Genomic DNA, 24,000 nt, shown 5'->3' on the forward strand with positions numbered 1-24,000 from the left:
CCGCCGACGATGCCGCCGTCGAGGCGGACGGCGGGGTGGGGCCGCCCGGCGCCGGGCAGCGTGAGCTCGACGCGCCGCACGTGTCCGGTGATGAGGCGGTCGGCCCAGGTCAGGGACTCGCTGCCGGACAACCGGGTCTCGCCGTCGCCGCTCACGACGGTGGCGGTGGCGGCGCCGCTGACGAGTACGGCGACGCCGCCGTCCACGGGGCCGGCCACGGCGCAGGTGGCGGGGTCGCCGGTCATCGAACGGGCGAGGGTCTGGGCCGCGCGGCGAGCCAGGGCCCGGCCGTCCCCGCCGGAGTCCGCGGTCTCGCGCAGCGCCTCGATCAGGTCGGTGGCGGTATCCTCGGCGGCGTCGCACACCAGTAGCAACCCGCCCACGAAGGCGACCAGCCCGTTGCCCGGTAGCGGACGCACCACCCCGAAGCCCTGGTCCGTCACTGGAACCTCTCCTCCCCGGAAGCCGGCGGATGTACGGCACCTGCACGGCCGTGCCGGCCACCAGCCTTACGCATACCCAGTCGGCCGCGGGCCCATGGTCACCTTTCGGTGAACCCCGTGATCCACGGCAAACCCTTCACTGGTGCAAGTCTGATCAAAGGGCAGCCTATCGGCCTGTCCTGCCGGTGGAAACCAGTCAGACCTTCGAGAAGACCCGGTTGACGTCGGCGGTCGCGAGCACGCCGTAGATCTCGCCACCGCGCTCGACCAGGAGATATTCGGCGGCCGGCGCCTCGCGCATGGCGTCGATCAGCGGCTCCCCCGACAGGTCGGCGGCCAGCACCATCGAGGGCTCCAGGGTCTTGGCGAGGGAGCCGACGTCGACCCACGGGCGGCGGTGTTCGGGGGTCGCCTCGACGGCCGCCTCGTTGACGATGGCGATCGGGCGGCCCTCGTGGTCGACCACGACGATGGCCCCCGCGTGCTGCTCCTGGGCCCTGCGCAGCGCCTCCGACAGCGGCGTCTCCGCCGTGACCGGGACGGAGCGCCGGGCCAGGGCGCGGGCGACGACCTGCGGGATGCGGGCGCGGATGCGGGCGACGTTGAGCGACTGGCTGGCGCCCATCCAGATGAAGGTGGCGAGCACGACCGACCAGAGCAGGCGCAGGTTGTCGACCTCCTGGCCGCTCATCATCGACAGCGCGAACGGCAGGACGATGAGGAAGACGGCAAGGCCCCTGCCGGTCCAGGCGGCGGCGATGGTGGCGCGGCCGGGGCTGGAGGTGAGCTTCCAGATGCCGGCGCGCAGCATGCGGCCGCCGTCGAGCGGCAGGCCGGGCAGCAGGTTGAACACGCCGACGATGAGGTTGGAGACCCAGAGCTGCCACACCAGCAGTTCGACGATGCCGCCGGTGTTCAGCAGGAGCACGTCGGCGCCCAGGCCGACGGCGGCCAGGCCCAGCGACAGGGCGGGGCCCGCAGCGGCGACCATGAACTCCTTGCCCGGGGTGGGCGGCTCCTTCTCGATCTCGGAGACGCCGCCGAGCAGGTAGAGGGTGATGCGGCGCACCGGCAGGCCGTACCACTTGGCGAGGACGCTGTGAGCGAGTTCGTGGAGCAGCACCGACAGGTAGAGCAGGACGGCGAAGGCGAAGGCGACCGCGTAGCTCTCGGCCTCGCTCATGCCGGGCAGGCGGAAGACTTCCTTGAAGCTGATGGTGATGAAGCCCGCGATGATGAACCAGGTCCACGACACGTACACGGGGATGCCGAACGGTCTCCCCATCCGAAGACCGGAGAACTCCTGTCGCGGCCGCTGGTCGCTCACTGGACTCCTTCGAGAATGTGCTGCTTGCACTCCTGACTCTACGCGTCCGATCGGGCGGACCCGGCGTCGCGCGGCCCTTTCTGTCGGGGTCTTGACCTACAGTGCGGTGCATGACGTTGACCGGACCGGCGATCGTCGGAGCCCTCTCCCCCTCCCGGGCGGGCGACTTCATGACCTGCCCGCTGCTCTACCGCTTCCGCGTGCTCGACCAGTTGCCCGAGAAACCGTCGCAGGCGGCGGTGCGCGGCACGGTGGTGCACGCGGTGCTTGAGCGCCTCTACGACCTGCCCGCGCCCCGGCGCTCGGTCGAGGCGGCGCTGGAGCTGCTGGAGCCGCAGTGGGAGCGGCTGCTGGCCGACGAGCCCGCCTACGCGGAGATGTTCGCCGACGACGAGGAGCGGCGGCGCTGGCTGGAGCAGGCGCGCGAGATGCTGGCCCGCTACTTCACGCTGGAGGACCCGACGCGGCTGGAGCCCGCCGAGCGCGAGCTGTACGTCGAGGCGGTGCTCGACAGCGGCCTGCTGCTGCGCGGCTACGTCGACCGGCTCGACGTGGCGCCCTCCGGCGACTTCCGGGTCGTCGACTACAAGACCGGCAGCGCGCCCGGGCCCGACTTCGAGGCCAAGGCGCTGTTCCAGATGAAGTTCTACGCGCTGGTGCTGTGGCGGCTGCGCGGCCGGGTGCCGAGGCAGTTGCAGCTGGTCTACCTGGGCGGCGGCGGCGAGGTGCTGCGTTACACGCCCGACGAGGCCGACCTGCGGGCCACCGAGCGCAAGGTGCAGGCGCTGTGGGCGGCGATCGAGCGGGCGCTGGAGACCGGCGAGTGGCGCCACCGGCCCTCGCGGCTGTGCGACTGGTGCGACCACCGGGCGCTGTGCCCGGAGTTCGGCGGCACTCCCCCGCCGGTGCCCGACCGGCAGCCGGGAGACAAGGTCCGCAGCACGCGGAGATCGGCGACCGACGAGCTCTGATTCCTCCCAAGGGAGGAGGATTCCGGCTGTGAGCTGCGCCTACAGTGAGTCCGTGCGCGCCGACCGAACCCTGCTCCACGACACCGGGCTGGCTGTGCTGCTGGCCGCGGGTTCGCTGGTCTTCTACCTGCTGTTCGACCAGGCGGCGTGGGAGGCCCAGGGGCAGCTCGCCCAGGTACATGCCCCTGACCTGCTGGGTTCGCTGCTGGTGGCGCTGTCGGCGGCGCCCGTCGCGGTGCGGCGGCGCTGGCCGCTGGCGGCGCTGAGCGTGTGCGTGGCGATCGACACGCTGATCGACGCCCTGGGCTACAGCGTCGGCCGGATCGGGATCGCCTCGCTGGTCCTGCTCTACTCCGTCGCGGCCCGCCGTGGCCTGGCGATGTCCATGGCGGGGCTGCTGGTGACGCTGCTGGCGTATCTGGCAGGATCGCTCGCCGGTTCGGCGACGTTGTCGGTGCCGGGGCACGTGCTCGTGGTGTTCGTGTTCACGGCGGCGTGGGGGCTCGGCCGTACGATCCGGTTGCGCCGCGCCTATCTCGACGAGTTGCGCGATCGCGCCGACCGGCTGGAGCGGGCCAAGGAGGCCGACACCAGGGCGGCCCGCGCCGAGGAGCGCTCGCGGATCGCCCGCGAACTGCACGACGTGATCGCCCACCACGTCAGTGTGATGACCGTGCAGGCCGCGGCCGCCCGCAAGGTGCTCAGGAGCGACGCCGACCTGGCCGGTGAGGCGTTGACGGCGGTCGAGGACACCGGGCGCAAGGCGATGGCGGAGATGCGCGCCATGGTGAGCGTACTGCGGGCGGGCTCGCCCGCTGAGCTGGGGCCGCAACCGGGCATGTCGGCGCTGCCCGCGCTGGTCGAGCAGATGCGCGAGGCGGGGCTGCCCACCCGCCTCGATGTCGGCGGCGAGCCGCCGCAGCTTCCCGCGGGCATCGATCTGGCCGCCTACCGGCTGGTCCAGGAGGCGCTGACCAACAGCCTCCGCCACGCGGGACCGGGCGCGAGCGCGGTGGTGGGCGTGCGGTATCCGCCGGAAGGGCTGCCGGGAGCGCTTCCAGGAGCGCTGCCGGGAGGACTGCCAGGAGGACTGCCAGGAGGACTGCCAGGAGGACTGGAGGTCTCGGTACGCGACGACGGCCGTGGACCCATGGGGCCGGTGAAGCAGACCGGGCATGGGCTGGCGGGGATTCGCGAGCGTGTGGCGCTCTATGGTGGAATCCTGAACATCGGTCCGCTGCCGGGTGGCGGTTTCGAAGTACGCGCGACGTTCCCGCTGAAGGACGGAAGATGACGATCAGAGTGCTGCTGGTGGACGACCAGCCGCTGCTCCGTACGGGTTTCCGGCTGATCTTGGAGGCCGAACCGGACATCACCGTCGTGGGGCAGGCGGGCGACGGCAAGGACGCGCAGGAGCAGACCAGGGCGTTGCTTCCCGACGTGGTGCTCATGGACATCCGGATGCCGGGTGTCGACGGCATCGAGGCCACGCGGCGCATCGTGCGCGAGGCCGCCTCCGGCGCGCACGTGCCGAAGGTGCTGGTGCTGACGACGTTCGACCTCGACGAGTACATCGTGGAGGCGTTGCGCGCCGGGGCGTCGGGGTTCCTGTTGAAGGACGTGCCGCCGGACGAACTGGTGCAGGCGATCCGGGTGGTGGCGCAGGGCGACGCGATCGTGGCGCCGAGCGTGACGCGGCGGCTGCTCGACCGGTTCGCCGCCCGCCTGCCTTCTGCGGCGGAGCAGAGCACACCGGCGCGGCTCGACCGGCTGACCGAGCGGGAACTGGAGGTGCTGCGGCTGATCGCCAAGGGCATGTCCAACGCCGAGATCGCGGCCAAGCTGGTGGTGAGCGAGACGACGGTCAAGACGCATGTGGGCAACGTGCTGACCAAACTGGGGCTGCGCGACCGGGTGCAGGCGGTGGTATTGGCCTACGAGACGGGCCTGATCACGCCGGGGGCACTGCCCTAGATCCCGGCTCGGTCCGGCGGAAACCGCCGGCGTCCGCGCGGGAGCGCGATGCGACCTGATGCCCGCAGGGGTCCTCGCCCGGGAGGCCGGGTGCCCGCAGCCCGCACCGAGCCGAGTGCCCGCAGGCCGTCGCCGGGCTAGGGGCTCGGGTCCCGGCGGAGGGCGGGGGCGGCGGCGAGGGCCACGGCCATGGCGAGTGCGGCGGCGACGAGGGCGAGGTTGTCCCAGGCGTGCTCGCCGCGCACGGCCTGGGTGAAGTAGGAGACGGTGATCACACCGGCGGTCCAGGCGAAGGCGAAGAGCATCGCGGGAACGGCGGCGCGCTTGGGCAGCACGGCGCCGACGCCGAGAAGGACCGCGACGGCGACGTCTGGGACGAGGAAGGGGTTGCCCGGCCGGTGGGCGCCGTCGACGGCGAGGTAGACGGTCATGATCGCGCACATGAGGAGGGCGACGCAGCGGGCGATGACGATGACGGGCACGGGGGCTCCCTGGGGTCGGACGGTCACGCCGAGTCTCTCCGTCCCGCGTGCCCCTCGGTAGGGTGCCAGCCCCCGTCCATGGTGCGGCTGCCCGCACCTGTCCTCCCCCGAAACCCTCCGTCCCCGGTACCCTCCGTCCTCCTGAAACCTCCAGCCCTCTGAAACGCTCCGTCCTCCGCCGGAACCCTCCGTCCTCCGCCGAAACCCCTCGATCCGTCACGGCCGGCCACCCCCACCCCCTCCCACCGCCGTCCCCTAAGGGCCTCTCCGAGCGCCCCTCTTCCGACCCGGGCCCCACCGCGACGCCGCCCGGTGGGCCCTGAGAGGGGCTTACCAGGTTGACGCCGGGAAGGGGCTCAGTGGGCCCGACCCTCAGCACAGCTCGGGGATGCGCTGCCGGCGCGGCCCGGGAAGGGCTTATCGGGCGGTGTGACGGTGGGATGGGGTGCGATGAGTGGCGCTCGGGGAGGCCGTGAGCAGGGGACGGCGGGCGGCGGTGGGGCGGCCGGCCGTAACTGGAAGATCACCCCGATCGCCGGCGCGAGCGCGTCGGGGGCGGCCGACCGCAACGGCGAGAGGTCGTGAAATCTCACGCGTTGAGATACGTGAGACCTCACGCGTTGAGGTAGCGGAGGACGGCGAGGACTCGCCGATGGTCGTCCGGGTTCGCCGGGAGGGCGAGTTTGGCGAAGATGCTCGTGCAGTGCTTCTCCACCGTGCGTTCCGCGATCACCAGGCGCTCGGCGATGGCCTGGTTCGTGCGGCCCTCCGCCATCAGCCCCAGCACCTCCCGTTCCCGCCCGCTCAGCGCCCGCAGCGGGTCGTCGCCGCTCGTCCGGCGCGTCACGAGCTGGTCCACCACGATCGGGTCGAAGGCCGATCCGCCCCCGCCCACCTGCCGCACCGCCGCCGCGAACTCCGCCAGGTCCGACACCCGGTCCTTCAGCAGGTAGCCCAGCCCGCGCGCGCCCGCTTCGAGCAGTTCGACGGTGTAGCTGACCCGCACGTACTGCGACAGCACCAGCACCCCGGTGCCCGGATGGGCGCGGCGGATCTCGCGGGCCGCCCGCAGCCCCTCGTCGGTGCGGGTGGGCGGCAGCCGGATGTCCACGACGGCCACCTGCGGCCGCCGCCGCGCGACCTCGAAGAGGAGCGAGGGCGCGTCCGCGACGGTGGCCGCCACCTCGAACCCGGCCTCGGCCAGCAGCCTGGCCACGCCCTCACGCAGCAGCGTGTTGTCCTCGGCGATCACGACCCGCACGGCAGCTCCGCCCTGATCCGCGTGCCCCCGCCGGGCGGGCTGTGCACGCTCAGGCGCCCGCCTCCGTCGCCGACGCGCTCCGCCAGGCCGGACAGCCCGGAGCCGCCCGCGAGGTCCGCGCCGCCGCGTCCGTCGTCCTCGACCTCCACCGCGACCGTGGCGCCGTCGCGGCGCACCACGACGCGGCCCCTGGTGGCTCCGGCGTGCTTGGCGAGGTTGGCGAGGGCCTCGGCGACGACGTAGTACGCGGTGGTCTCGACGTCGGCGGGCAGCCCGTCGGCGCCCTCCAGGCCGAGTTCGAGCGGGACGGGGGCGACGGCGGCCAGTTCGCGCACGGCGCCGCGCAGGCCGCGTTCGGTGAGAACCGGCGGATGGAGACCCTGCGTCAGCGCCCGCACCTCGGCGAGCACGGCCAGTGTGGTGGACTTCGCCTCGCCGATCAGCGGGGCGACGCGTTCGGGGCGGCTGCTCAGCGACGCCTCCGCCAGCCCGAGCGTGAGCGGGATCGACAGCAGGCGCTGCTGGACTCCGTCGTGCAGATCGCGCTCCAGGCGCCGCCGCTCGGCCTCCGCCGCCCGCAGCACCTGGGCGCGGGAGTCGGCGAGTTGCCGCAGGCGGGCGCGGAGTTCGGCGGTCAGGCGCGCGTTGGCCAACGCCAACGCGGCGGCGGCGCAGGCGGCCTCGATCAGCTCGGGGTCGGCCAGCAGGACCCGGTCGTGGGCGAGGACGGCGAGCGGTCCGTCGCGGTCGACGCGGGTCAGCACCTGGCCGGGCGCGTCGGGCGGGTGGAAGGGGCGGCCGTCGGCGTCGACGTATCCGCCGGATGTCCAGTAGCCGACGCGTAACGCCGGGTCGTGCAGGACCGCCGCCAGCGCGGGCTGGAGCGCGGCGGGGCGATCGCGGTCGCCGAGCCGTACGACGAGGTCGGCGACGGCGCCCCGGTCGATGCGGCGGCGCAGCAGCCCCCACAGGTAGGCGACGGGGACGGCGGCAAGCGCCAGGTGGACGGCGACCGTCAGCGGCGGGGTGCCCAGGCCCGCGATCGTCATGGGCTTCCAGACGACGAAGAGCGCGCTCGCGGCCACGGCGGCGGCGAGGACCGGCAGCAGCGCGCGGCGCTCGGCGGCACTGCCACGACGCAGCCGCCCGGCCTGCAGGACGAGCACCGCGAGGCCCACGAGGACGAGCGCCGCCCCGCCTGCCCCGACGGCGGCGGTGCCGTCGGCCAGGGCGAACACCGCCACGCACAGGTAGCCGAGCGCCGCCGTGACCCGGGCGGGGAGGGTGCGCAGCCGTCCGCTCGGGAAGGCCAGCACCAGATGGCCGAGGACGGCGGGCCAGGCCCCCGCGGTGAGCGCCCGCACCGGGCCGGGCACCGGCAGGCGAAGCTGGTAGAGCACCCACAGCAGCCCGAACAACAGCAGCAGCGGCCCGACGCGCTCGCGCCGGGACGGTCGCCAGGCGAGCGCCCCGGCGCAGAGGAAGGCGGCCGCGACGAGGGCGGCAGACAGCTGTGCGGCGATCAGGGCCGGACCTCCGTCCCGGTGTCCGGGGTGCCGCGATCGAGCATACGGCCTGTCAGGCCGTCGCGCCCTCCGCCGCCGGCGGCACCGGGGCCGAGGCGGCCGCGTTCTCCGGGAAGTGGCAGGCGACCTGGTGCCCGCTCGCCGCCTGCTGGAGCGGCGGCTCGATCGTCTTGCAGATCTCCTGCGCCTTCCAGCAGCGGGTGTGGAAGCGGCAGGCGGGCGGCGGGTTGAGCGGGCTCGGCACGTCGCCGGTCAGCCTGATGCGCTCGCGCTCGCGGTGCTTCCTGGGGTCGGGCACGGGTACGGCCGACAGCAGCGCGTTGGTGTAGGGGTGCATGGGCGCGCTGTACAGGCTCTGGCGGTCGGCGATCTCGACGATCTTGCCGAGGTACATGACCGCGACCCGGTCGCTGATGTGGCGGACGACCGACAGGTCGTGCGCGATCACCACGTAGGTGAGGTCGAGCTCGTTCTGCAGGTCCTCCAGCAGGTTGACGACCTGGGCCTGGATGGAGACGTCCAGCGCGGAGACGGGCTCGTCGGCGATGATGAGCTTCGGCTTGAGCGCGAGCGTGCGGGCGATGCCGATGCGCTGGCGCTGGCCGCCGGAGAACTCGTGCGGGTAGCGGTTGTAGTGCTCGGGGCTGAGGCCGACCAGCTCCAGGATCTCCTGGACCGCCTTCTTGGTGCCGTGCTCGGTCTCGATGCCCTGGATGCGGAACGGCGCACCGACGATGGTGCCGACGGTGTGGCGCGGGTTCAGCGACGAGTACGGGTCCTGGAAGATCATCTGCATGTCGCGGCGGAGCGGGCGCAGCCTGCTCTGCTTGGTGTGCGTGATGTCCATGCCCTCGAACAGGATCCGCCCGCCCGTCGGCTCCAGCAGCCGGGTGACCAGGCGGCCCGTGGTGGACTTGCCGCAGCCGGACTCGCCGACCAGGCCGAGCGTCTCGCCCTTGAACACGTCGAAGGAGATGCCGTCGACGGCCTTGACCGCGCCGACCTGCCGCTTGAACAGGCCCTTGGTCACCGGGAAGTGCTTCTGCATGTCCTGCACGGACAGCAGCGGCTCGTTGGTCTGGCTCACTGCGTCTCCAGCATCGGCTTGATCTCGTTGTCCCACAGGTTGCGCCGCTCGCCTCTGCCCATGTGGCAGCGCACCAGGTGGCCGCCCTCGGTCTCGGCCAGCGCCGGGGTCTCGGTGCTGGACCGGCCCTCCGTACGGCCCGCGTACGGGCAGCGGGGGTGGAAGGCGCAGCCGGAGGGCACGTTGATGAGCGAGGGCGGCGAGCCCTTGATCGGCATGAGCCGTTCGGTGGGCGCGCGGTCCAGCCTCGGCATCGAGCCCAGCAGGCCCCAGGTGTAGGGGTGCTCAGGGCGGTAGAAGATGTCGTCGGCGGTGCCGTACTCTATGCAGCGGCCGCCGTACATCACCAGGATGTCGTCGGAGAGTTCGGCGACGACGCCCAGGTCGTGGGTGATGATGATCAGCGCGGAGTCGAACTCGCGCTGCAGGTCGCGCATCAGGTCGAGGATCTGGGCCTGCACGGTCACGTCGAGCGCCGTCGTGGGCTCGTCCGCGATGAGGAGTTCGGGGTCGCACGACAGCGCCATGGCGATCATCGCGCGCTGGCGCATGCCGCCGGAGAAGTGGTGCGGGTAGTCGTCGACGCGCCGTCCCGGCTCGGGGATCCCGACGCGGCCGAGCATGTCGATCGCGTGCTTGCGGGCGACGGACTTCGACACCTTGTGGTGGATCCGGTACGCCTCGATGATCTGGTCGCCGACCGTGTAGTACGGGTGCATGGCCGACAGCGGATCCTGGAAGATCATCGCCATCTTCTTGCCGCGCAGCCCGCGCACGTGGTCGGCGCCGGCCGAGACGAGTTCCTCGCCGTCGAGCCGGATCTCGCCGGAGATCCGCGCCCGCCCGCCCTTGTGCAGGCCGAGGATGCCGAGGCTGGTCACGGACTTGCCGGAGCCGGACTCGCCGACGATGCCGAGCGTCTTGCCCTTCTCCAGGCTGAACGACAGCCCGTCGACCGACTTGACCAGGCCGTCGTCGGTCGGGAAGTGGATCTTCAGATCCTTCAGCTCAAGGAAGCTCACGACAGCCTCACTCTCGGGTCGACGACCGCGTACAGCAGGTCGACGATCAGGTTCGCGACGACGACGAACACGGCGGCCAGCAGGGTCACGCCCATGACCTTGGGCAGGTCCTGGTCGGTGATGCCCTGGATGGCGTACTTGCCGAGGCCGTTGAGGGAGAAGGCGCTCTCGGTGAGCACCGCGCCGCCGATGAGCAGGCCGAAGTCGAGGCCGAAGATGGTGATGATCGGGGTGAGCGCGCCGCGCAGGCCGTGCTTGAAGACCACGTTGCGCTCGCGCAGGCCCTTGGCCCGCGCGGTGCGGATGTAGTCCTCGCCCATGGTCTCCAGCATGCCCGCCCGGGTGAGGCGCGCGTAGCTCGCGGCGAACTGGAAGGCCAGCGTGACCCAGGGCAGCAGCAGTGAGTACGCCCACAGGGGCAGGGAGTCCTGGATGGTCGTGTACGTGCCGCCCTTCGCCGCGAAGTCGAACGGGTTGCCGTACGAGAACAACTGCATCGAGATCAGCGCGGTGAAGAAGATCGGCAGCGAGACTCCGGCCAGCGCGACGATCATCGCGGTCCGGTCGAAGACGCTGCCTCTTCGCAGCGCCGACAGCACGCCGATGCCGACGCCGATGCCCACCCAGAGCACGGCCGCGCCCAGGGCGAGCGAGAGTGTGACCGGCAGCCGGTTCATCAGGTCGGGGAAGACCGGCTGCTGGGTGGTGAAAGAGTAACCGAGGCAGGGGGCCGGGCAGTGCTCGACACCCGCGCCGTAGTCGTACTCGGCGCCGGCCACGATGCCCTTGACGTACCTGCCGTACTGCACGACGAGCGGGTCGTTGAAGCCGAGCCGCTCCGCCGCGAGTTTGGCGGTCTCCTCGGTGGCGGTCCGGCCGATGTAGCGGCTGGCCATGCCCTCCGGGGTCGCGCCGGCGAGCTGCGGCACGACGAAGAAGATCGCGAAGGTGACCATGCTCACGATCGTCAGCATGAACACCGCGCCGATCAGACGCCTGATGATGTATGTGACCACAGTGCCCGGCCCGGCGGGGGCNNNCCGCCTGTGGCCTTCACCTGCCTTACTAGTCGGTTACCTGTACGGACGGAGAGCGGTTACTGCACGCCCAACGCGACGTAGTCGTACATCTGCTGACCGTCGGAGACCAGGACGTTGGTGAGGCCCTGGCCGCGCACGAGCAGGGCCTTGGCCCAGATGCCCGGCAGGATGACCGACTCCTGCATGACCTTCTCGTCGATCTGCGCGTAAAGTGCCTCGCGCTTGGTCACGTCCTGCTCCAGGCGGGCCTGGTCCAGGAGCTTGTCGACCTCGGGGATACGGACGGAGGTGTTGGAGGAGCCACCGCCGTCGCGGATCACGCGGCTGTCGGTGATCTGCTGCAGGAAGCCGTAGCCGTCAGGCCAGTCGGAGCCCCAGCCGTTGACGACCAGGCCCAGGTTCTCCTTCACGACGAAGGAGGGCTTGCCGGCGAAGCTGGAGAAGTAGTCCTTCTGCGCGTACGGCTTGATCTCGACCGTGATGCCGACGCGGGCCAGCGACTCCTTGAGCGCCTCGGCGACGGCCTTCTCCTTCGGCCGCTCGGCGCGGTAGGAGACGCTCGTGGCGAAGCCGTTGGGCTGGCCGCACTTGGTCAGGGCCTCCTTGGCCTTGGCCACGTCACCCTTGCCCTCCGGCGACGGGTACAGGTCGATCTTCTTGAAGCCGGGGATCGTCGGCGGCACCAGGTTGGTCGCGATCTCGCCGCCGGTCGGGCCGCCGTAGGCGGCGACGTAGGCGGTCTTGTCCATCGCGTACTGGACGGCGACGCGGCAGTCCAGCTTGTCGAACGGCTTCACCGTCGGGTTGATGGAGGTATACCACAGGCGCTGCTGGGTGACGTTGTCGGCGCGCTCCTTGAGCGCGGGGTCGGTGAGGACCTTGCTCAGGGCGGCGGTGCCGACGCCGGAGCCCTCCAGCGCGACGTGCAGGTCGCCGGACAGGATCCGGTTGTCCATGTCGTCGGCGTTGACGTTCGTCGAGACCTCGTAGCGGTCCGGCAGCGCCGGGCGGTTCGGGTCGATCGCCTCCGACCAGTGCGGGTTGCGGACCAGGGTGAAGCCCTTGCCGATCTCGTTCTTCTCGAACATGTACGGGCCCGAGGAGACCACGTGCTCCTTGTACTTGGCGCCCGTGTCCTTGGCCTCCGGAACCGGGATGGTCGGCGACATCTGGACGATGTTGTCGAAGCCGCTGTAGGGCTCCTTGAGGTGGAAGACGACGGTCTTGTCGTCCGTCGCCTCGACAGCCGAGCTGTAGTCGGCGCCCTTCGACTTGTACGGGCCCTGGTAGTCCTTGGGCCAGTCGAGCATCTCGTTGAGGTACGTGGGACCGTTCGGGAACGTCACCTTGTCGTAGGCGCGCGCCACCGCGTAGGCCACGTCCTTGGCGAGGATGGGGCTGCCGTCCTCGTACTTCAGACCGTCACGCAGCGTGTAGGTCCAGGTCTTGAGGTCATCGCTCGGCTTGCCCAGTTCGGCGGCCAGGTCCGGCACCGGCTTGGCGCCCTCGACGCCCGGCTTGCCGGGGAAGAACGTCAGCGAGCGGCCGTAGAGCCGGATGAAGTTCCACGAGTAGTTGTAGTAGGTGTCGGCCGGGTCGAGGGAGTCCCAGTCGCCGGAGTTGGCGAGCTTGAGGGTGCCGCCCTTCTTCGTCGAGGGGTTGAACACCCCCGTCAGCGCGGCGTTGAAGGCGTTCTTGGCGCCTGCCGCGGGCTGACCGCTGCTTCCGGACTCGCCGGACGGCGTGCTACTGGTGCCGCCGCACGCGGCCAGGCCCATGGCGAGTGCCGCGCTGACCGCGGTCATCGCCCAGACGGGCTTTCTTCTCATGTGTAACTACACCCCTTGTTGTGAGGAGCCGGGACTTTTGCGGAGATCGGGTAGATCATCGGTTGCCGCGCGGATCGAGGGCGTCACGCAGGCCGTCCCCGAACAGGTTGAAGGCCAGCACGGTGAGGAAGATGGCCAGACCCGGGAAGATCGCGTAGTGCGGGACCGTGTAGATCCGCGCCGCGTCGGACAGCATGCCGCCCCAGGTCGGAGTCGGCGGCCGCACACCCACGCCGAGGAAGGACAGCGCGGCCTCGAACAGGATGTTCGAGGGGATCAGCAGCGTCGAGTAGATCAGGATCGGCGCGACGAGGTTGGGCAGGATCTCGCGGAAGATGATGTACGGCCTGCGCGCGCCGAGGCTCCTGGCCGCGTCGACGAACTCGCGTTCTCGCAGCGACAGCGTCTGGCCTCGGACGATGCGCCCGATGTACGGCCAGCTGAAGAAGCCGATGATGAAGATCAGCAGCGTGACCCGCAGTCCGTCGCCGGACAGGCCGAAGGCGTCGTTGGGCACCACGCCCGCCAGCGCGATGGCGAAGACCAGCAGCGGGAAGGCGAGGAAGACGTCCATGGCGCGGCTGATGACGGTGTCGACCCAGCCGCCGAAGAAGCCGGCGGTGATGCCGAGGACGGTGCCGATCGTGACCGACAGCAGCGTGGACAGGAAGGCGACGAGCAGGGAGATGCGCGCGCCGTACACCACCCGGCTGAAGATGTCGCGGCCCCACAGGGGGTCGACGCCGAACAGGTACTCCCAGCTCATGCCGCCCCAGGCGTCCTTGGGGACCTGGGTCTCCTGGTCGATCATGTCGCGGTGGAACTCGAGCGGCGGATGGCCGAACCACTTCACGACGAGCGGGGCGAAGACCGCGACCACGATCAGGAAGACGATCACTCCCAGACCGGCCATGGCGACCTTGTCGCGCTTCAGGCGCATCCACGCGATCTGCCCGAGCGAGCGACCCTGGATCGCCTTGCGATCCATGCCCGCCGCCTCCGCCGCGGGAGCGCTCTCCCGCGCGGACTCGGGAACATCAAGCGGTGCGGTCATGCGCGCCCTCCTCCGCCCGCACCCCGCCATGCCGAAAGTTTGCGCATGTTCCTTCGGCCCCCTGGGTCGCAGACGACATCGTCCGTTCGGGCGGGGTCTCCGGTCGGAGTCCGCCCATGCTTCGAAGACCGTACGTCACGGCCTCAGGGTGCAGAATGTATGCGCTGAGCTGCGCTGACTAGTCCTTCGAGCCGCAGTGTGGCTCAACTGTGATGGTCGCGAAACTCATTCGTATCGATCTTGAGCGGTTTGTCAACGAGTAGTTCCGGTTGCGTCTCGGTCCTGTGACACGACACAGGTCAGCCGATGCCGCGCCGCTTCAGAATCGCCTCGATGTCGGAGAAGTCATCGTCATCCGTCCGGCCTTTCGGGGCGGCGGCAGGAGGATTGCCCGCCTGCGGCACCGCGGGCCGCTGCGGGGCCGGGGGCGCCTGCCCGGAGCCCGGCCGCTGCGCGCTCTTGGGCTGTTCGGGCTGCTTGGAGCGCTCGGGACGGCCGGAAGCCTTGCCCACACCGCGCTTGCGCATCACGCCGGAGGCGACGAACAACACCGCCGACAGGCCGGCGAGGGCGACTCCCGCCCAGACGAACGGGTTGATGATCCCGGCGGCGAGGTTCGTGACGAAGCGCACCGTCGACTCGACGACGCCCCACAGCAGGAGGTGGGCGCCGGTCAGGTAGGCGGCGATGGGCAGCAGCGACCAGGCGAGCCCGCGTACGCCCGAGGTCACGCCCTTGCGCCGCCAGGCCAGGAAGCTCAGCACCAGGCCGACGCCGGTCGCCCCGGCGCACAGCGGCAACCACATGATCGTCTCCAAGATGCCGTTCCTCACTCTCGGTTGCTTCCATACAAGCACGCGCCCCGCCGCGTCCCCTCCTCCCTGAGAACGGCTCACCCCCTAAGGGTGGTTCCCCTGCCTTGACCGGGCACCCCGGCCTTCGCTGCCTCCTCGCCGCCGCCTGGTCACCACACGCCTACATCACCGACACCACCGCCATCGTCACCGGACCCGACCGGCCCCGCCTCGCATGCTGCCGGACGCCTGGCCTCCCCGGCGTGCCGGTGGTCTGTCAGCCGGCGTTCAGGAGTCGCAGGTGGCGGGCGCTCAGGTCGCGCAGCATGGGGACGGTCACGCCGCTCAGCGAGTCCGCGACCAGGCGTCCGGGGGCTTCCTCGATGGGAATCAGGCTCGGGACGGCCAGCACCGCGCACCCGGCCGCCGTACCGGCCGCGACGCCGTTGGGAGAGTCCTCCAGAACCACGCATCGGGTCGCGTCCACGCCCAGGATGCTCACGGCGGTCAGGTACGGCTCGGGGTCGGGTTTGGTGCGGGTGACGTCGTCGGCGGTGACGATCGCGTCGAAGCGGTCGCGGCCGACGAAGGTGAGAACCCCCTTGGCGATCTCCTTCAGCGACGAGGTGACGAGTGCGGTGGGCACCCGTTCGGCGCGCAGGGCGTCGAGCAACTCCAGCGCGCCGGGCATCGCCTCGACGCCGCCCGACAGACGCGACACCATGCCGTCGAGCATCCACGAGCGCAGCACCCGGGGGCTCACGTCGGAGCCGGAGACGGCCAGCATGTACTCGACCGTGCGCTCCATCGAGCCGCCCACGAGCCGCGTCTGGTGCTCCGGCGTCCATTCGCCGCCGAGCCGCGCCATGACCTCGGTCTCTAGCTCCAGCCAGACTTTCTCGGTGTCGACCAGCAGGCCGTCCATGTCGAAGAAGACCGCGTCCACTCGTCCTCCGTCCTTTCGGTTACCTCGGACCCTCCATTCAACGACCTGCCTCCAAATCATGCGAAACCACCCCCGGTTCACGGTGGCGGAGAGGCAGGTGGGGCTATTGGGGTCAGGTGTCGTCACGGCGGGTGAACCGAGGCCGATGCGCGTGAGGCCCGTGGTCAAGGGCGGACGGCCGGTGGCCGGAGCCTGTGAGGCCCGCGGCCAAAGGCTGACGGCCGGTGGCCGGTGGCCGGTGATCGTAAGGCCGGTGGCCAGGCGCTGACGGCCGGAAGCCGGTGTTCGTGAGGCCGGTTCAAAGAACAGGCCCGTTCGCAGGGGCCCGGTCTCCGCCTCAGGTCGGGTACGAGCGAGCCCCCGCCCGATGTCGTACGTCGGCGAGGGCTCGTCGGGTGGCGGGTGTCAGACGTTGAAGTACTTCGCCTCCGGGTGGTGGGCGACCAGGGCGCTGGTGGCCTGCTCGGGGTGCAGCTGGAACTCCTCCGACAGGGTGACGCCGATGCGCTCGGGGTCGAGGAGCTGGAACAACTGCACCTGGTCCTCCAGGTTGGGGCAGGCGGGGTAGCCGAAGGAGTAGCGGCAGCCCTGGATGTTGACCTTGAGCATGTCGTCGAGCGACTCCTGGCCGCCGATGCGCCACTCCGAGCGCACCCGCGCGTGCCAGTACTCGGCGAGGGCCTCGGTGAGCTGCACCGACAGGCCGTGCAGTTCCAGGTAGTCGCGGTAGGCGTCCTTGGCGAACAGTTCGGCCGTCGCCTCGGAGATGCGGCCGCCCATGGTGGCCACCTGGAAGCCGACGACGTCGACCTCGCCGGAGTCCTTGGAGCGGAAGAAGTCGGACAGGCACAGGTGCCGGTCGCGACGCTGGCGCGGGAAGGTGAAGCGGGTGCGCTCGTTGCCCGCGTCGTCGAGGATGATGAGCGAGTCGCCGTCGCTGACGCACGGGAAGTAGCCGTAGACGACCGCCGCCTCCAGCAGCCCCTCGGTCTGCATGCGGTCGAGCCACATGCGCAGCCTCGGCCGGCCCTCGGTCTCGACGAGTTCGTCGTAGCCGGGCCCGTCGCCGCCCCTGGTGGGCTTGAGCCCCCACTGACCGAGGAAGAGCGCGCGCTCGTCGAGGTAGGCCGCGTACTCGGCCAGCGAGATGCCCTTGACGATGCGGTCGCCGTGGAAGGGCGCCGTCGGCAGCGGGTTGTCGGCGGCCACGTCGGAGCGGGCGGGCAGTTCCTCCACCGGCGTACGCACCAGGGTCGCGCCGCTCTTGACCCGGCGCTCGCGCAGCGGCGGCAGCGTGGCGCCCTCGACGCCGCGCTTGACCGCCATGAAGGAGTCCATGAGCCGCAGCCCCTCGAAGGCGTCGCGGGCGTAGCGCACCTCGCCCTGGAACAACTCGGCGAGGTCCTGCTCGACGTAGGCGCGGGTGAGGGCGGCGCCGCCGAGGAGCACGGGGTAGCGCTCGGAGATGCCCCTGGTGTTCATCTCCTCGAGGTTCTCCTTCATGATGACCGTGGACTTCACCAGCAGGCCGGACATGCCGATGACGTCGGCCTTCTGCGCGTCCGCGGCCTCCAGGATGGCGCTGACGGGCTGCTTGATGCCGAGGTTGACGACCTCGTAGCCGTTGTTGGACAGGATGATGTCCACGAGGTTCTTGCCGATGTCGTGGACGTCGCCCTTGACGGTGGCCAGCACGATGCGGCCCTTGGTCTCGCCGTCGAGCCGTTCCATGTGGGGTTCGAGGTGGGCGACGGCGGTCTTCATGACCTCGGCCGACTGGAGCACGAACGGGAGCTGCATCTGGCCGGAGCCGAACAGCTCGCCGACGGTCTTCATGCCGTCGAGCAGCACCTCGTTGATGATCTCCAGGGCGGGCCGCTGGGCCAGGCCCTCGTCGAGGTCGGTCTCCAGGCCCTTCTTCTCGCCGTCGATGATGCGGTGCTTGAGCCGCTCCCACAGCGGCATGGCGGCGAGTTCGGCCGCCTTGCCCTGGCGCAGGGCAGCGGCGTTGACGCCCTCGAACAGCTGCATGAAGCGCTGGAGCGGATCGTAGCCCTCGCGGCGCCGGTCGTAGACCATGTCGAGGGCGACCTGGCGCTGCTCGTCGGGGATGCGGGCCATCGGCAGGATCTTGGAGGCGTGGACGATGGCGGAGTCGAGCCCGGCGTTGACGCACTCGTTGAGGAAGACCGAGTTGAGCACGATGCGCGCGGCCGCGTTGAGGCCGAAGGAGATGTTGGACAGGCCGAGCGTGGTCTGCACGGCCGGGTAGCGGCGCTTGAGCTCGCGGATCGCCTCGATGGTCTCGATGCCGTCGCGGCGGGTCTCCTCCTGGCCGGTCGCGATGGGGAAGGTCAGGCAGTCGACGATGATGTCGTCGACGCGCATGCCCCAGTTGGCGGTGAGGTCGTCGATGAGCCGGCTGGCCACCCGGACCTTCCATTCGGCGGTGCGGGCCTGGCCCTCCTCGTCGATCGTGAGGGCGACGACCGCCGCACCGTGCTCGCTGACCAGGCGCATGATCTTCTGGAAACGGGAGTCGGGGCCGGCGCCGTCCTCGTAGTTGACGGAGTTGACCGCGGCGCGGCCGCCGAGCATCTCCAGGCCGGCCTGCAGCACGCCGGGCTCGGTGGAGTCGAGCATGATCGGCAGTGTGGAGGCGGTGGCGAAGCGGAAGGCGAGTTCGCGCATGTCGGCGACGCCGTCGCGGCCCACGTAGTCGATGCACAGATCGAGCATGTGGGCGCCGTCACGGGCCTGGTCGCGGGCCATCTCGACGCAGTCGTCCCAGCGGCCTTCGAGCATCGCCTCGCGAAAGGCCTTGGAGCCGTTGGTGTTGCAGCGCTCGCCGATGGCGAGGTAGCTGGTGTCCTGGCGGAAGGGAACGGTCTGGTAGAGGGAGGAGGCGCCGGGCTCGGGGTGCGGGCGGCGCTTGACGGGCTCCTTGCCGCGCACGCGCTCGACGACCTGGCGCAGGTGCTCTGGGGTGGTGCCGCAGCAGCCGCCGACCAGGGCCAGGCCGTACTCCCTGGTGAAGGTGTCGTGGGCGGCCGACAGCTCGTCGGGCGACAGCGGGTAGTAGGCGCCGTCGGAGGTGAGGACGGGCAGGCCCGCGTTGGGCATGCACGACAGCGGGAGCCTGGAGTGGCGGGCGAGATAGCGCAGGTGCTCGCTCATCTCGGCGGGGCCGGTGGCGCAGTTGAGGCCGATGACGTCGACGCCGAGCGGCTCGATCGCGGTGAGCGCGGCGCCGATCTCGGAGCCGAGCAGCATGGCGCCGTTGGTCTCGATGGTGACCTGGGCGATGACGGGGACGTCGCGGCCCGAGTCGGCGATGGCCCGCTTGGCGCCGACGACGGCGGCCTTGACCTGGAGGAGGTCCTGGCAGGTCTCGACGATGAGCGCGTCGGCGCCGCCGGCGACCAGCCCGGCGGCGTTGTCGCGGTAGGCGTCGCGAAGCACCTCGTACGGCAGGTGGCCGAGCGTGGGCAGTTTGGTGCCGGGGCCCATGGAGCCGAGCACGAAGCGCGGGCGGTCGGGGGTGGACCAGCGGTCGGCGCTCTCGCGGGCGACGCGGGCGCCCGCCTCTGAGTACTCGTAGACGCGCTCGCCGATGTCGTACTCTCCGAGCGCCGCGAGGTTGGCGCCGAAGGTGTTGGTCTCCACACAGTCGACGCCCGCCTCGAAGTAGGCGTCGTGGACGGCCCGCACGATGTCGGGCCGCGTGACGTTGAGCACCTCGTTGCAGCCCTCGTGACCCTCGAAGTCGTCGAGCGTGGGGTCGTACGACTGCAGCATCGTCCCCATGGCCCCGTCTGCGACCATCACGCGCTGGGACAGGACTTCACGGAAGGACGGGGAGTGAGTCATGCGCATCAGCTTATCCGCTGGCGATCGGCGGCTCATTGAGGAGTTGTCGCGCAACTCGTCGTTTGCCCCGGTTGGCGCGTACGCCTGGGGCGCAATCGGATCGGTGACACGGGAACCCTGTTACCACATAGGCTAGTCAGGATGGCCGACGAAGGAGGAGGCGACACGTGATCGAGCTCGAAGGGCTCCCCGAGCTCGTCGATCCGGTGCTCATCGCCGCGTTCGAGGGGTGGAACGACGCGGGCGAGGCCTCCAGCGGTGTGATCACCCATCTGGAGGGCGCCTGGAAGGCGGAGCCGCTGGCCGAACTCGATCCCGAGGACTACTACGACTTCCAGGTCACCCGGCCGACGGTCGAGATGGGCGACGGCCTGACCCGCAACATCGTCTGGCCGACGACGCGGTTCTCGCTGGCCAGGCCGCCGGGCGTCGAGCGCGACGTGGTGCTGCTGCGGGGCATCGAGCCGAACATGCGCTGGAAGTCGTTCTGCGCCGAGATCATCGAGGTCTGCCGCGAGCTGGGGGTCGAGACGACCGTCATGCTGGGCGCGCTGCTCAACGACTCCCCGCACACCCGCCCGGTGCCGGTGCTCGGCACCGCCTCGGACCCCGACCTGGTGCGCTCGCTCAACCTTGAGCTGAGCCGCTACGAGGGGCCGACGGGCATCGTCGGGGTCCTGCAGCACGCCTTCGTCGTGGCGGGACTGAACGCGATCTCGCTGTGGGCGTCGGTCCCCCATTACGTCGCCCAGCCGCCCAACCCGAAGGCCACGCTGGCGCTGCTGCGGCGGATGGAGGACGTGGTGCGGATCCCGATGCCGCTCGGCGACCTCGACGAGGAGGCGCGGGCGTGGGAGCACGGCGTGGACGAACTGGCCGCCCAGGACAGCGAGGTGGCCGAGTACGTCAAGGAGCTTGAGGAGCGCAAGGACGCGGCCGAGCTGCCCGAGGCCAGCGGCGACGCGATCGCGGCAGAGTTCGAGAGGTACCTCCGCCGTCGCGACCAGGACACTGACAGCTGACTCTCAGGTGCCGCTTGCCGCCTTTGGCGGGTGATCCGCGTAATAATCGGTGCCTCCAGGCTTGCCCGGAATTGGTGCTCCAGCTGACAACGATTGCATAACCAGGAGAAACACGGCTGGGTAACTTCGGCCACCAGACGCGCCGCCGGGTCGAACCTACCCATGTGACTGCGCACGTGAGGCCAACCATGGCGACACCCCAGCCAGACCCCCATCAGAGCAGCCAGGAGACCCGCCGCCGCGTCCTGGAGATGGCCGTAACACTTCGCGAGGACCGCTCGGGCGGCGCGGTCGACCGGTTCCTGGCGCTGCTCCAGGACCGGCTGCCGCTGTGGTTGCGGATCCTGCACGGCCTGTCCCACCTCGCGGGCAAGGGGCAGGTGGACGACAACCTGCTGCCCATCGCACGGGCGGGCATCGACTACTACTCGGAGATCCTGGCGGCGGCCATGCCCGCCTTCACCTCGCCGACCGTGACGGTCCGCTTCCGCGAGGCGATCCGCGACAACGGGCTGGGGCCGGTGGCCGAGGTGACGCCGCTGGCCGGGTATCTGGCGGCCGAGCGGCGCCTGGGGCGGCTACGGGAGGAGGCCGACCCGGAGGCGTCGGCGCGGCTGCTGCTGGCGGGATGCTTCCGGCACGCCTACAACGAGCTGCTGTTCGGCGCCGACTCCGGCCCCGACCGCGACACCGGCGCCGAGGAGATCGTCCGGGAGCTGCGCCTGTCAGTGTCGGCGGGCGGGTCGGCGGGCGGGTCGGCGGGCGGCAGGCCGTAGCCGGCTCCGGCCACGCGGTTAGGCTGGCTCCGGGTTCCCGGGCTGGAGGTGGGTGCGGTGTCTCTACGGTCGGCGGCGGTCGGCCGTCCGGCGGCGCTGGTCGTCGGCGGGCTGCTGCTGGTGGCCGCGGCCGTCGTCGGCGGGCGGCTGCCGTCGTTCGCGCCGCTCACCTACGTCGTCGTAGCGTCGGTGGGGGTCCTCACCGTGGGCGCGGCGTTCCGGCCGCCACCGTCGCGGACGGCCGCGCGCGAGGCGGTGCGGCCCCTGTGGTGGGTGTGGGCGGTGCCGGTGGCGGTGTTCACGGTGTGGGAGTTGTGGGCGTTGGCCGCGAGGTCGCCGGGGCTGCCGACGTTCAGTGATCTGATGGACCCGGTTCTGGTCGACCCCGTGTGGCGGGGGCTGGTGTGGGCCGGGTGGCTGCTGGCGGGGTGGGGACTGGTGCGGCGGTGATGCGAGAAGTCACGATCGCCGTGTACGCGGTGTCGCTGCTGGCCCTCGTGGTGCTGGAGGTGCTGGCCAGGCTGCCGGGCTCGCGGGTGCCGACGGCGGGCGAGTGCCTGTCCTCGGTGATGCGTCATCCGGCCGGCCGGATCCTCGTGATCCTGTCGTGGTGGTGGACCGGCTGGCACTTCCTGGCCCGCTGATCGCGGCCGCTGCGGCCCAGGACGGGCACCGGTCACCTCAGTGCCAGGCGGTAGCCGCGTTTGACAACGGTGTCCACGATGCCGGAGGGGCCGAGGGCGCGCCGCAGCCGGGTGACGGCCATCTCGACGGCGTGCTCTGCGGGGTCGCGGGCGATCGTGCCGGGCAGGACCAGCCGCAGTTCAGCGCGGGTGATGACATGTCCGGGCCGGTCGGCCAGGCGTTTGAGGATCGACATCGGGGCGGGCGGCAGCGGGCGCATCTCGCCGTCCACGAGGACCGCGTGGCCCCTGATCTCCAGGTGGTGGCCGCCCGCGGCGACGCGGGTGACGCCGTGCTCGGGCAGGTGGACGGACAGGGCGCGGGCCAGGGCGCCGAGGCGCGGGCGCGCGGGCTGGAGGACGGGCACCCCCTGCTCGGCGAGCGGCCGTGCGGCGACGGGGCCGACGCAGGCGGCCACGACCGTGTGGGCGAAGGCCCCGAGCAGCGCGTCCTCCCGCCCCATCAGCCTGGCCTCGCGCAACGTGGCCCGGACGGCGGGCGCGCTGGTGAAGGCGACGGCGTCCACCGCTCCGGACAGCGCCTGCGCGACCAGGCGGCGCAGCGGCGACGGGTCGGCGTGCGGCACCCACCGGTAGACGGGCACCTCGATGACCTCGGCCCCGGCCGCGCGGAGCCTGCCGGTGAAACCGGCGAGCGAACCGCCGTGCAACTGTACGGCGATGCGGCGGCCCCGGAGGTCCTCGGCCAGCAGGTGCGTGAGGATCTCGGTGCAGGACTCGCCCGGCGCCGTCCAGTGGTCGTCGAGCCCGGCGGCGCGGACCGCTCCCCTGGCCTTGGGCCCTCGGGTGAGCAGCCGGGCGGCGGCGAGCCGGGCCGACAGCGCCTCGGCCAGACCGAAGCCCTCGGCCGCGGACATCCAGCCCTGGAAGCCGGCGCCGGTGGTGACGACGACGACGTCCGGCGGGTCTTCGAGGCAGCGGGCGGTGGTGGCCAGCAGGTCCGTGTCGTCGTCGAGGGGGGCCAGCCGGATGGCAGGGGCGGTGACGACGCGCGCACCCCGCCGTTCGAGCAGGGCGCGGAACTCCTCCTGCCTGCGGGTGGCGGTGATGCCGACGGTGAATCCGGCGAGGGTGTCCGGCGCGGTCTCCGGTGCGCTCGTCACGCGCGACCTCCAAGGGGACGGGGGCTTGGAGGACAGCATGCTTTGCGGTGGTTTCGGCGCTGGGTCCCTTCTGTTACCGCTGTGCTAACGACGGCTCACCCCCGGCTGTGAGGGCGCGACGAGGCGGAAGTATCGGTCGATGTCGGATTGAGGGGCGCGGGCCTGGGAAACTGGGATCTCGACATCGCGTGAGGTTCGGGGAGTTGCGTGTGAGCGTCAGTGCCATCCGCATGTACGACGATCCGGTGCTGCGCCAGGTGGCGGAGCCGGTGAAGGACTTCGACCGGGAGCTTCGGGGGCTCGTGAAGTCCCTGACCGCGACCATGCGGGCGGGGGCGGGGCGGGCCGGGCTCGCCGCCTCGCAGATCGGGGTGCCGCTGCGGGTGGTCGTCTACGACTACGACGGCAAGGCGGGGCACCTGGTCAATCCCCGGCTGGAGCTGTCGCCGAGGCGGGTGAAGGCCGACGAGGCCTGCCTGTCGGCGCCGGGCACGTGGTGGCCGCTGGAGCGGGCCTACGCGGCCACGGCCCGGGGGCGCGACATGTTCGGCAAGCCGGTGACCGTACGGGCGCTGGGGGTGCTGGCGCGGGTGCTGCAGCACGAGGCCGATCATCTCGACGGCGTGCTGTTCAGCGACCACCTGCCGGAGGAGGAGCGCGAGCGCTTCCTCGCGGCCGCGGGCCTGCCCGCGACCTGACCCGTCCCCTCCCGGCGACGGGCGTCACAGCAGGACGTATCCGTCCCGCCTTCCGGCGGGGTGGTCGCACA

22 protein-coding genes and 1 pseudogene are annotated in these 24,000 nt (G+C 71.1%); 9 read left to right on the forward strand and 14 right to left on the reverse strand.

Annotation, left to right across the window (positions count from 1 at the left end; translation table 11 throughout):
- Nucleotides 1–443: pseudogene (locus ABD120_RS08515) on the reverse strand (FHA domain-containing protein); the annotation flags it as partial.
- A 196-nt stretch (nt 444–639) separates the two neighbouring features.
- A complete protein-coding gene (locus ABD120_RS08520; protein WP_343949179.1) occupies nt 640–1,728 on the reverse strand; it encodes a site-2 protease family protein in 1,089 nt (362 codons plus the stop codon).
- A 152-nt stretch (nt 1,729–1,880) separates the two neighbouring features.
- Here ABD120_RS08520 and ABD120_RS08525 point away from each other — a divergent pair, with 152 nt between their 5' ends.
- Genes ABD120_RS08525 through ABD120_RS08535 form a run of 3 tightly spaced genes read left to right on the forward strand, consistent with a single transcriptional unit; the run spans nt 1,881 to nt 4,715 of the window.
- Complete coding sequence (locus ABD120_RS08525; RefSeq protein ID WP_343949180.1) at nt 1,881–2,741, forward strand: RecB family exonuclease; 861 nt, start codon at nt 1,881–1,883, stop codon at nt 2,739–2,741.
- A 52-nt stretch (nt 2,742–2,793) separates the two neighbouring features.
- Entirely contained in the window at nt 2,794–4,035 is a 1,242-nt protein-coding gene (locus tag ABD120_RS08530; protein ID WP_343949181.1) for a sensor histidine kinase, read from the forward strand.
- A complete protein-coding gene (locus ABD120_RS08535) occupies nt 4,032–4,715 on the forward strand; it encodes a response regulator (protein WP_343949182.1) in 684 nt (227 codons plus the stop codon). The genes ABD120_RS08530 and ABD120_RS08535 overlap by 4 nt, the downstream gene beginning before the upstream one ends.
- A gap of 137 nt (nt 4,716–4,852) precedes the next feature.
- Here the strand turns inward: ABD120_RS08535 and ABD120_RS08540 are convergent, their stop codons facing one another.
- Nucleotides 4,853–5,197: a hypothetical protein gene (locus tag ABD120_RS08540; protein ID WP_343949183.1), complete on the reverse strand. Its 345-nt coding sequence runs from the start codon at nt 5,195–5,197 to the stop codon at nt 4,853–4,855.
- Nucleotides 5,198–5,647: 450 nt separating this feature from the next.
- Here ABD120_RS08540 and ABD120_RS08545 point away from each other — a divergent pair, with 450 nt between their 5' ends.
- Nucleotides 5,648–5,782, forward strand: a complete 135-nt coding sequence (locus tag ABD120_RS08545; protein WP_343949184.1) for a hypothetical protein — start codon at nt 5,648–5,650, stop codon at nt 5,780–5,782.
- Between the two features lie 28 nt (nt 5,783–5,810).
- Here the strand turns inward: ABD120_RS08545 and ABD120_RS08550 are convergent, their stop codons facing one another.
- The 10 genes from ABD120_RS08550 to metH all read right to left on the reverse strand — a co-directional run bounded on the left by ABD120_RS08550 (nt 5,811) and on the right by metH (nt 19,626).
- A complete protein-coding gene (locus ABD120_RS08550) occupies nt 5,811–6,458 on the reverse strand; it encodes a response regulator (RefSeq protein ID WP_343949185.1) in 648 nt (215 codons plus the stop codon).
- Nucleotides 6,446–7,876, reverse strand: a complete 1,431-nt coding sequence (locus tag ABD120_RS08555; RefSeq protein ID WP_343949186.1) for a sensor histidine kinase — start codon at nt 7,874–7,876, stop codon at nt 6,446–6,448. Before ABD120_RS08555 ends, ABD120_RS08550 begins: the two co-directional genes overlap by 13 nt.
- A gap of 160 nt (nt 7,877–8,036) precedes the next feature.
- Nucleotides 8,037–9,071: an ABC transporter ATP-binding protein gene (locus ABD120_RS08560; RefSeq protein WP_343949187.1), complete on the reverse strand. Its 1,035-nt coding sequence runs from the start codon at nt 9,069–9,071 to the stop codon at nt 8,037–8,039.
- Entirely contained in the window at nt 9,068–10,093 is a 1,026-nt protein-coding gene (locus tag ABD120_RS08565; protein WP_343949188.1) for an ABC transporter ATP-binding protein, read from the reverse strand. Before ABD120_RS08565 ends, ABD120_RS08560 begins: the two co-directional genes overlap by 4 nt.
- Complete coding sequence (locus ABD120_RS08570; RefSeq protein WP_343949189.1) at nt 10,090–11,109, reverse strand: ABC transporter permease; 1,020 nt, start codon at nt 11,107–11,109, stop codon at nt 10,090–10,092. Before ABD120_RS08570 ends, ABD120_RS08565 begins: the two co-directional genes overlap by 4 nt.
- 80 nt (nt 11,110–11,189) lie before the next feature.
- Entirely contained in the window at nt 11,190–12,962 is a 1,773-nt protein-coding gene (locus tag ABD120_RS08575; protein ID WP_343949190.1) for an ABC transporter substrate-binding protein, read from the reverse strand.
- Nucleotides 12,963–13,017: 55 nt separating this feature from the next.
- Nucleotides 13,018–14,016, reverse strand: coding sequence for an ABC transporter permease (locus ABD120_RS08580; RefSeq protein WP_343949191.1), 999 nt, complete (start codon nt 14,014–14,016; stop codon nt 13,018–13,020).
- Between the two features lie 299 nt (nt 14,017–14,315).
- Nucleotides 14,316–14,849 carry a cellulose synthase gene (locus ABD120_RS08585; RefSeq protein ID WP_343949192.1) on the reverse strand — a complete coding sequence of 178 codons (534 nt, stop codon included), beginning with the start codon at nt 14,847–14,849 and terminating at the stop codon, nt 14,316–14,318.
- Between the two features lie 238 nt (nt 14,850–15,087).
- Complete coding sequence (locus ABD120_RS08590; protein WP_343949193.1) at nt 15,088–15,756, reverse strand: HAD family hydrolase; 669 nt, start codon at nt 15,754–15,756, stop codon at nt 15,088–15,090.
- Between the two features lie 405 nt (nt 15,757–16,161).
- Nucleotides 16,162–19,626 carry a methionine synthase gene (gene metH / locus ABD120_RS08595; RefSeq protein ID WP_343949194.1) on the reverse strand — a complete coding sequence of 1,155 codons (3,465 nt, stop codon included), beginning with the start codon at nt 19,624–19,626 and terminating at the stop codon, nt 16,162–16,164.
- A gap of 167 nt (nt 19,627–19,793) precedes the next feature.
- Between metH and ABD120_RS08600 the strand changes: the two genes are divergently transcribed.
- The 4 genes from ABD120_RS08600 (at nt 19,794) to ABD120_RS08615 (ending at nt 22,068) form a co-directional block, all read left to right on the forward strand.
- On the forward strand, nt 19,794–20,648 hold the full coding sequence (locus ABD120_RS08600; RefSeq protein WP_343949195.1) for a PAC2 family protein: 855 nt from the start codon (nt 19,794–19,796) through the stop codon (nt 20,646–20,648).
- Nucleotides 20,649–20,836: 188 nt separating this feature from the next.
- Nucleotides 20,837–21,424, forward strand: a complete 588-nt coding sequence (locus tag ABD120_RS08605; RefSeq protein WP_343949196.1) for a hypothetical protein — start codon at nt 20,837–20,839, stop codon at nt 21,422–21,424.
- Between the two features lie 57 nt (nt 21,425–21,481).
- Nucleotides 21,482–21,874, forward strand: a complete 393-nt coding sequence (locus tag ABD120_RS08610; RefSeq protein ID WP_343949197.1) for a hypothetical protein — start codon at nt 21,482–21,484, stop codon at nt 21,872–21,874.
- A complete protein-coding gene (locus tag ABD120_RS08615) occupies nt 21,874–22,068 on the forward strand; it encodes a DUF6186 family protein (protein WP_343949198.1) in 195 nt (64 codons plus the stop codon). The genes ABD120_RS08610 and ABD120_RS08615 overlap by 1 nt, the downstream gene beginning before the upstream one ends.
- 32 nt (nt 22,069–22,100) lie before the next feature.
- Here the strand turns inward: ABD120_RS08615 and ABD120_RS08620 are convergent, their stop codons facing one another.
- Complete coding sequence (locus tag ABD120_RS08620; protein ID WP_425563946.1) at nt 22,101–23,270, reverse strand: uroporphyrinogen-III synthase; 1,170 nt, start codon at nt 23,268–23,270, stop codon at nt 22,101–22,103.
- Nucleotides 23,271–23,440: 170 nt separating this feature from the next.
- Here ABD120_RS08620 and ABD120_RS08625 point away from each other — a divergent pair, with 170 nt between their 5' ends.
- Nucleotides 23,441–23,929 carry a peptide deformylase gene (locus ABD120_RS08625; RefSeq protein ID WP_343949200.1) on the forward strand — a complete coding sequence of 163 codons (489 nt, stop codon included), beginning with the start codon at nt 23,441–23,443 and terminating at the stop codon, nt 23,927–23,929.
- Nucleotides 23,930–24,000 lie beyond the last annotated feature (71 nt).

Source organism: Nonomuraea longicatena, assembly GCF_039525605.1.
Taxonomy (GTDB): Bacteria; Actinomycetota; Actinomycetes; order Streptosporangiales; family Streptosporangiaceae; genus Nonomuraea; species Nonomuraea longicatena.

Bases quoted from the DNA above. Each gene is read 5' to 3' on its own strand.
- ABD120_RS08520 (WP_343949179.1), bottom strand. From the start codon at position 1,728: ATGGGGAGACCGTTCGGCATCCCCGTGTACGTGTCGTGGACCTGGTTC.
- ABD120_RS08525 (WP_343949180.1), top strand. From the start codon at position 1,881: ATGACGTTGACCGGACCGGCGATCGTCGGAGCCCTCTCCCCCTCCCGG.
- ABD120_RS08535 (WP_343949182.1), top strand. From the start codon at position 4,032: ATGACGATCAGAGTGCTGCTGGTGGACGACCAGCCGCTGCTCCGTACG.
- ABD120_RS08545 (WP_343949184.1), top strand. From the start codon at position 5,648: ATGAGTGGCGCTCGGGGAGGCCGTGAGCAGGGGACGGCGGGCGGCGGT.
- ABD120_RS08575 (WP_343949190.1), bottom strand. From the start codon at position 12,962: ATGAGAAGAAAGCCCGTCTGGGCGATGACCGCGGTCAGCGCGGCACTC.
- ABD120_RS08580 (WP_343949191.1), bottom strand. From the start codon at position 14,016: ATGACCGCACCGCTTGATGTTCCCGAGTCCGCGCGGGAGAGCGCTCCC.
- metH (WP_343949194.1), bottom strand. From the start codon at position 19,626: ATGACTCACTCCCCGTCCTTCCGTGAAGTCCTGTCCCAGCGCGTGATG.
- ABD120_RS08605 (WP_343949196.1), top strand. From the start codon at position 20,837: ATGGCGACACCCCAGCCAGACCCCCATCAGAGCAGCCAGGAGACCCGC.
- ABD120_RS08615 (WP_343949198.1), top strand. From the start codon at position 21,874: ATGCGAGAAGTCACGATCGCCGTGTACGCGGTGTCGCTGCTGGCCCTC.
- ABD120_RS08620 (WP_425563946.1), bottom strand. From the start codon at position 23,270: ATGCTGTCCTCCAAGCCCCCGTCCCCTTGGAGGTCGCGCGTGACGAGC.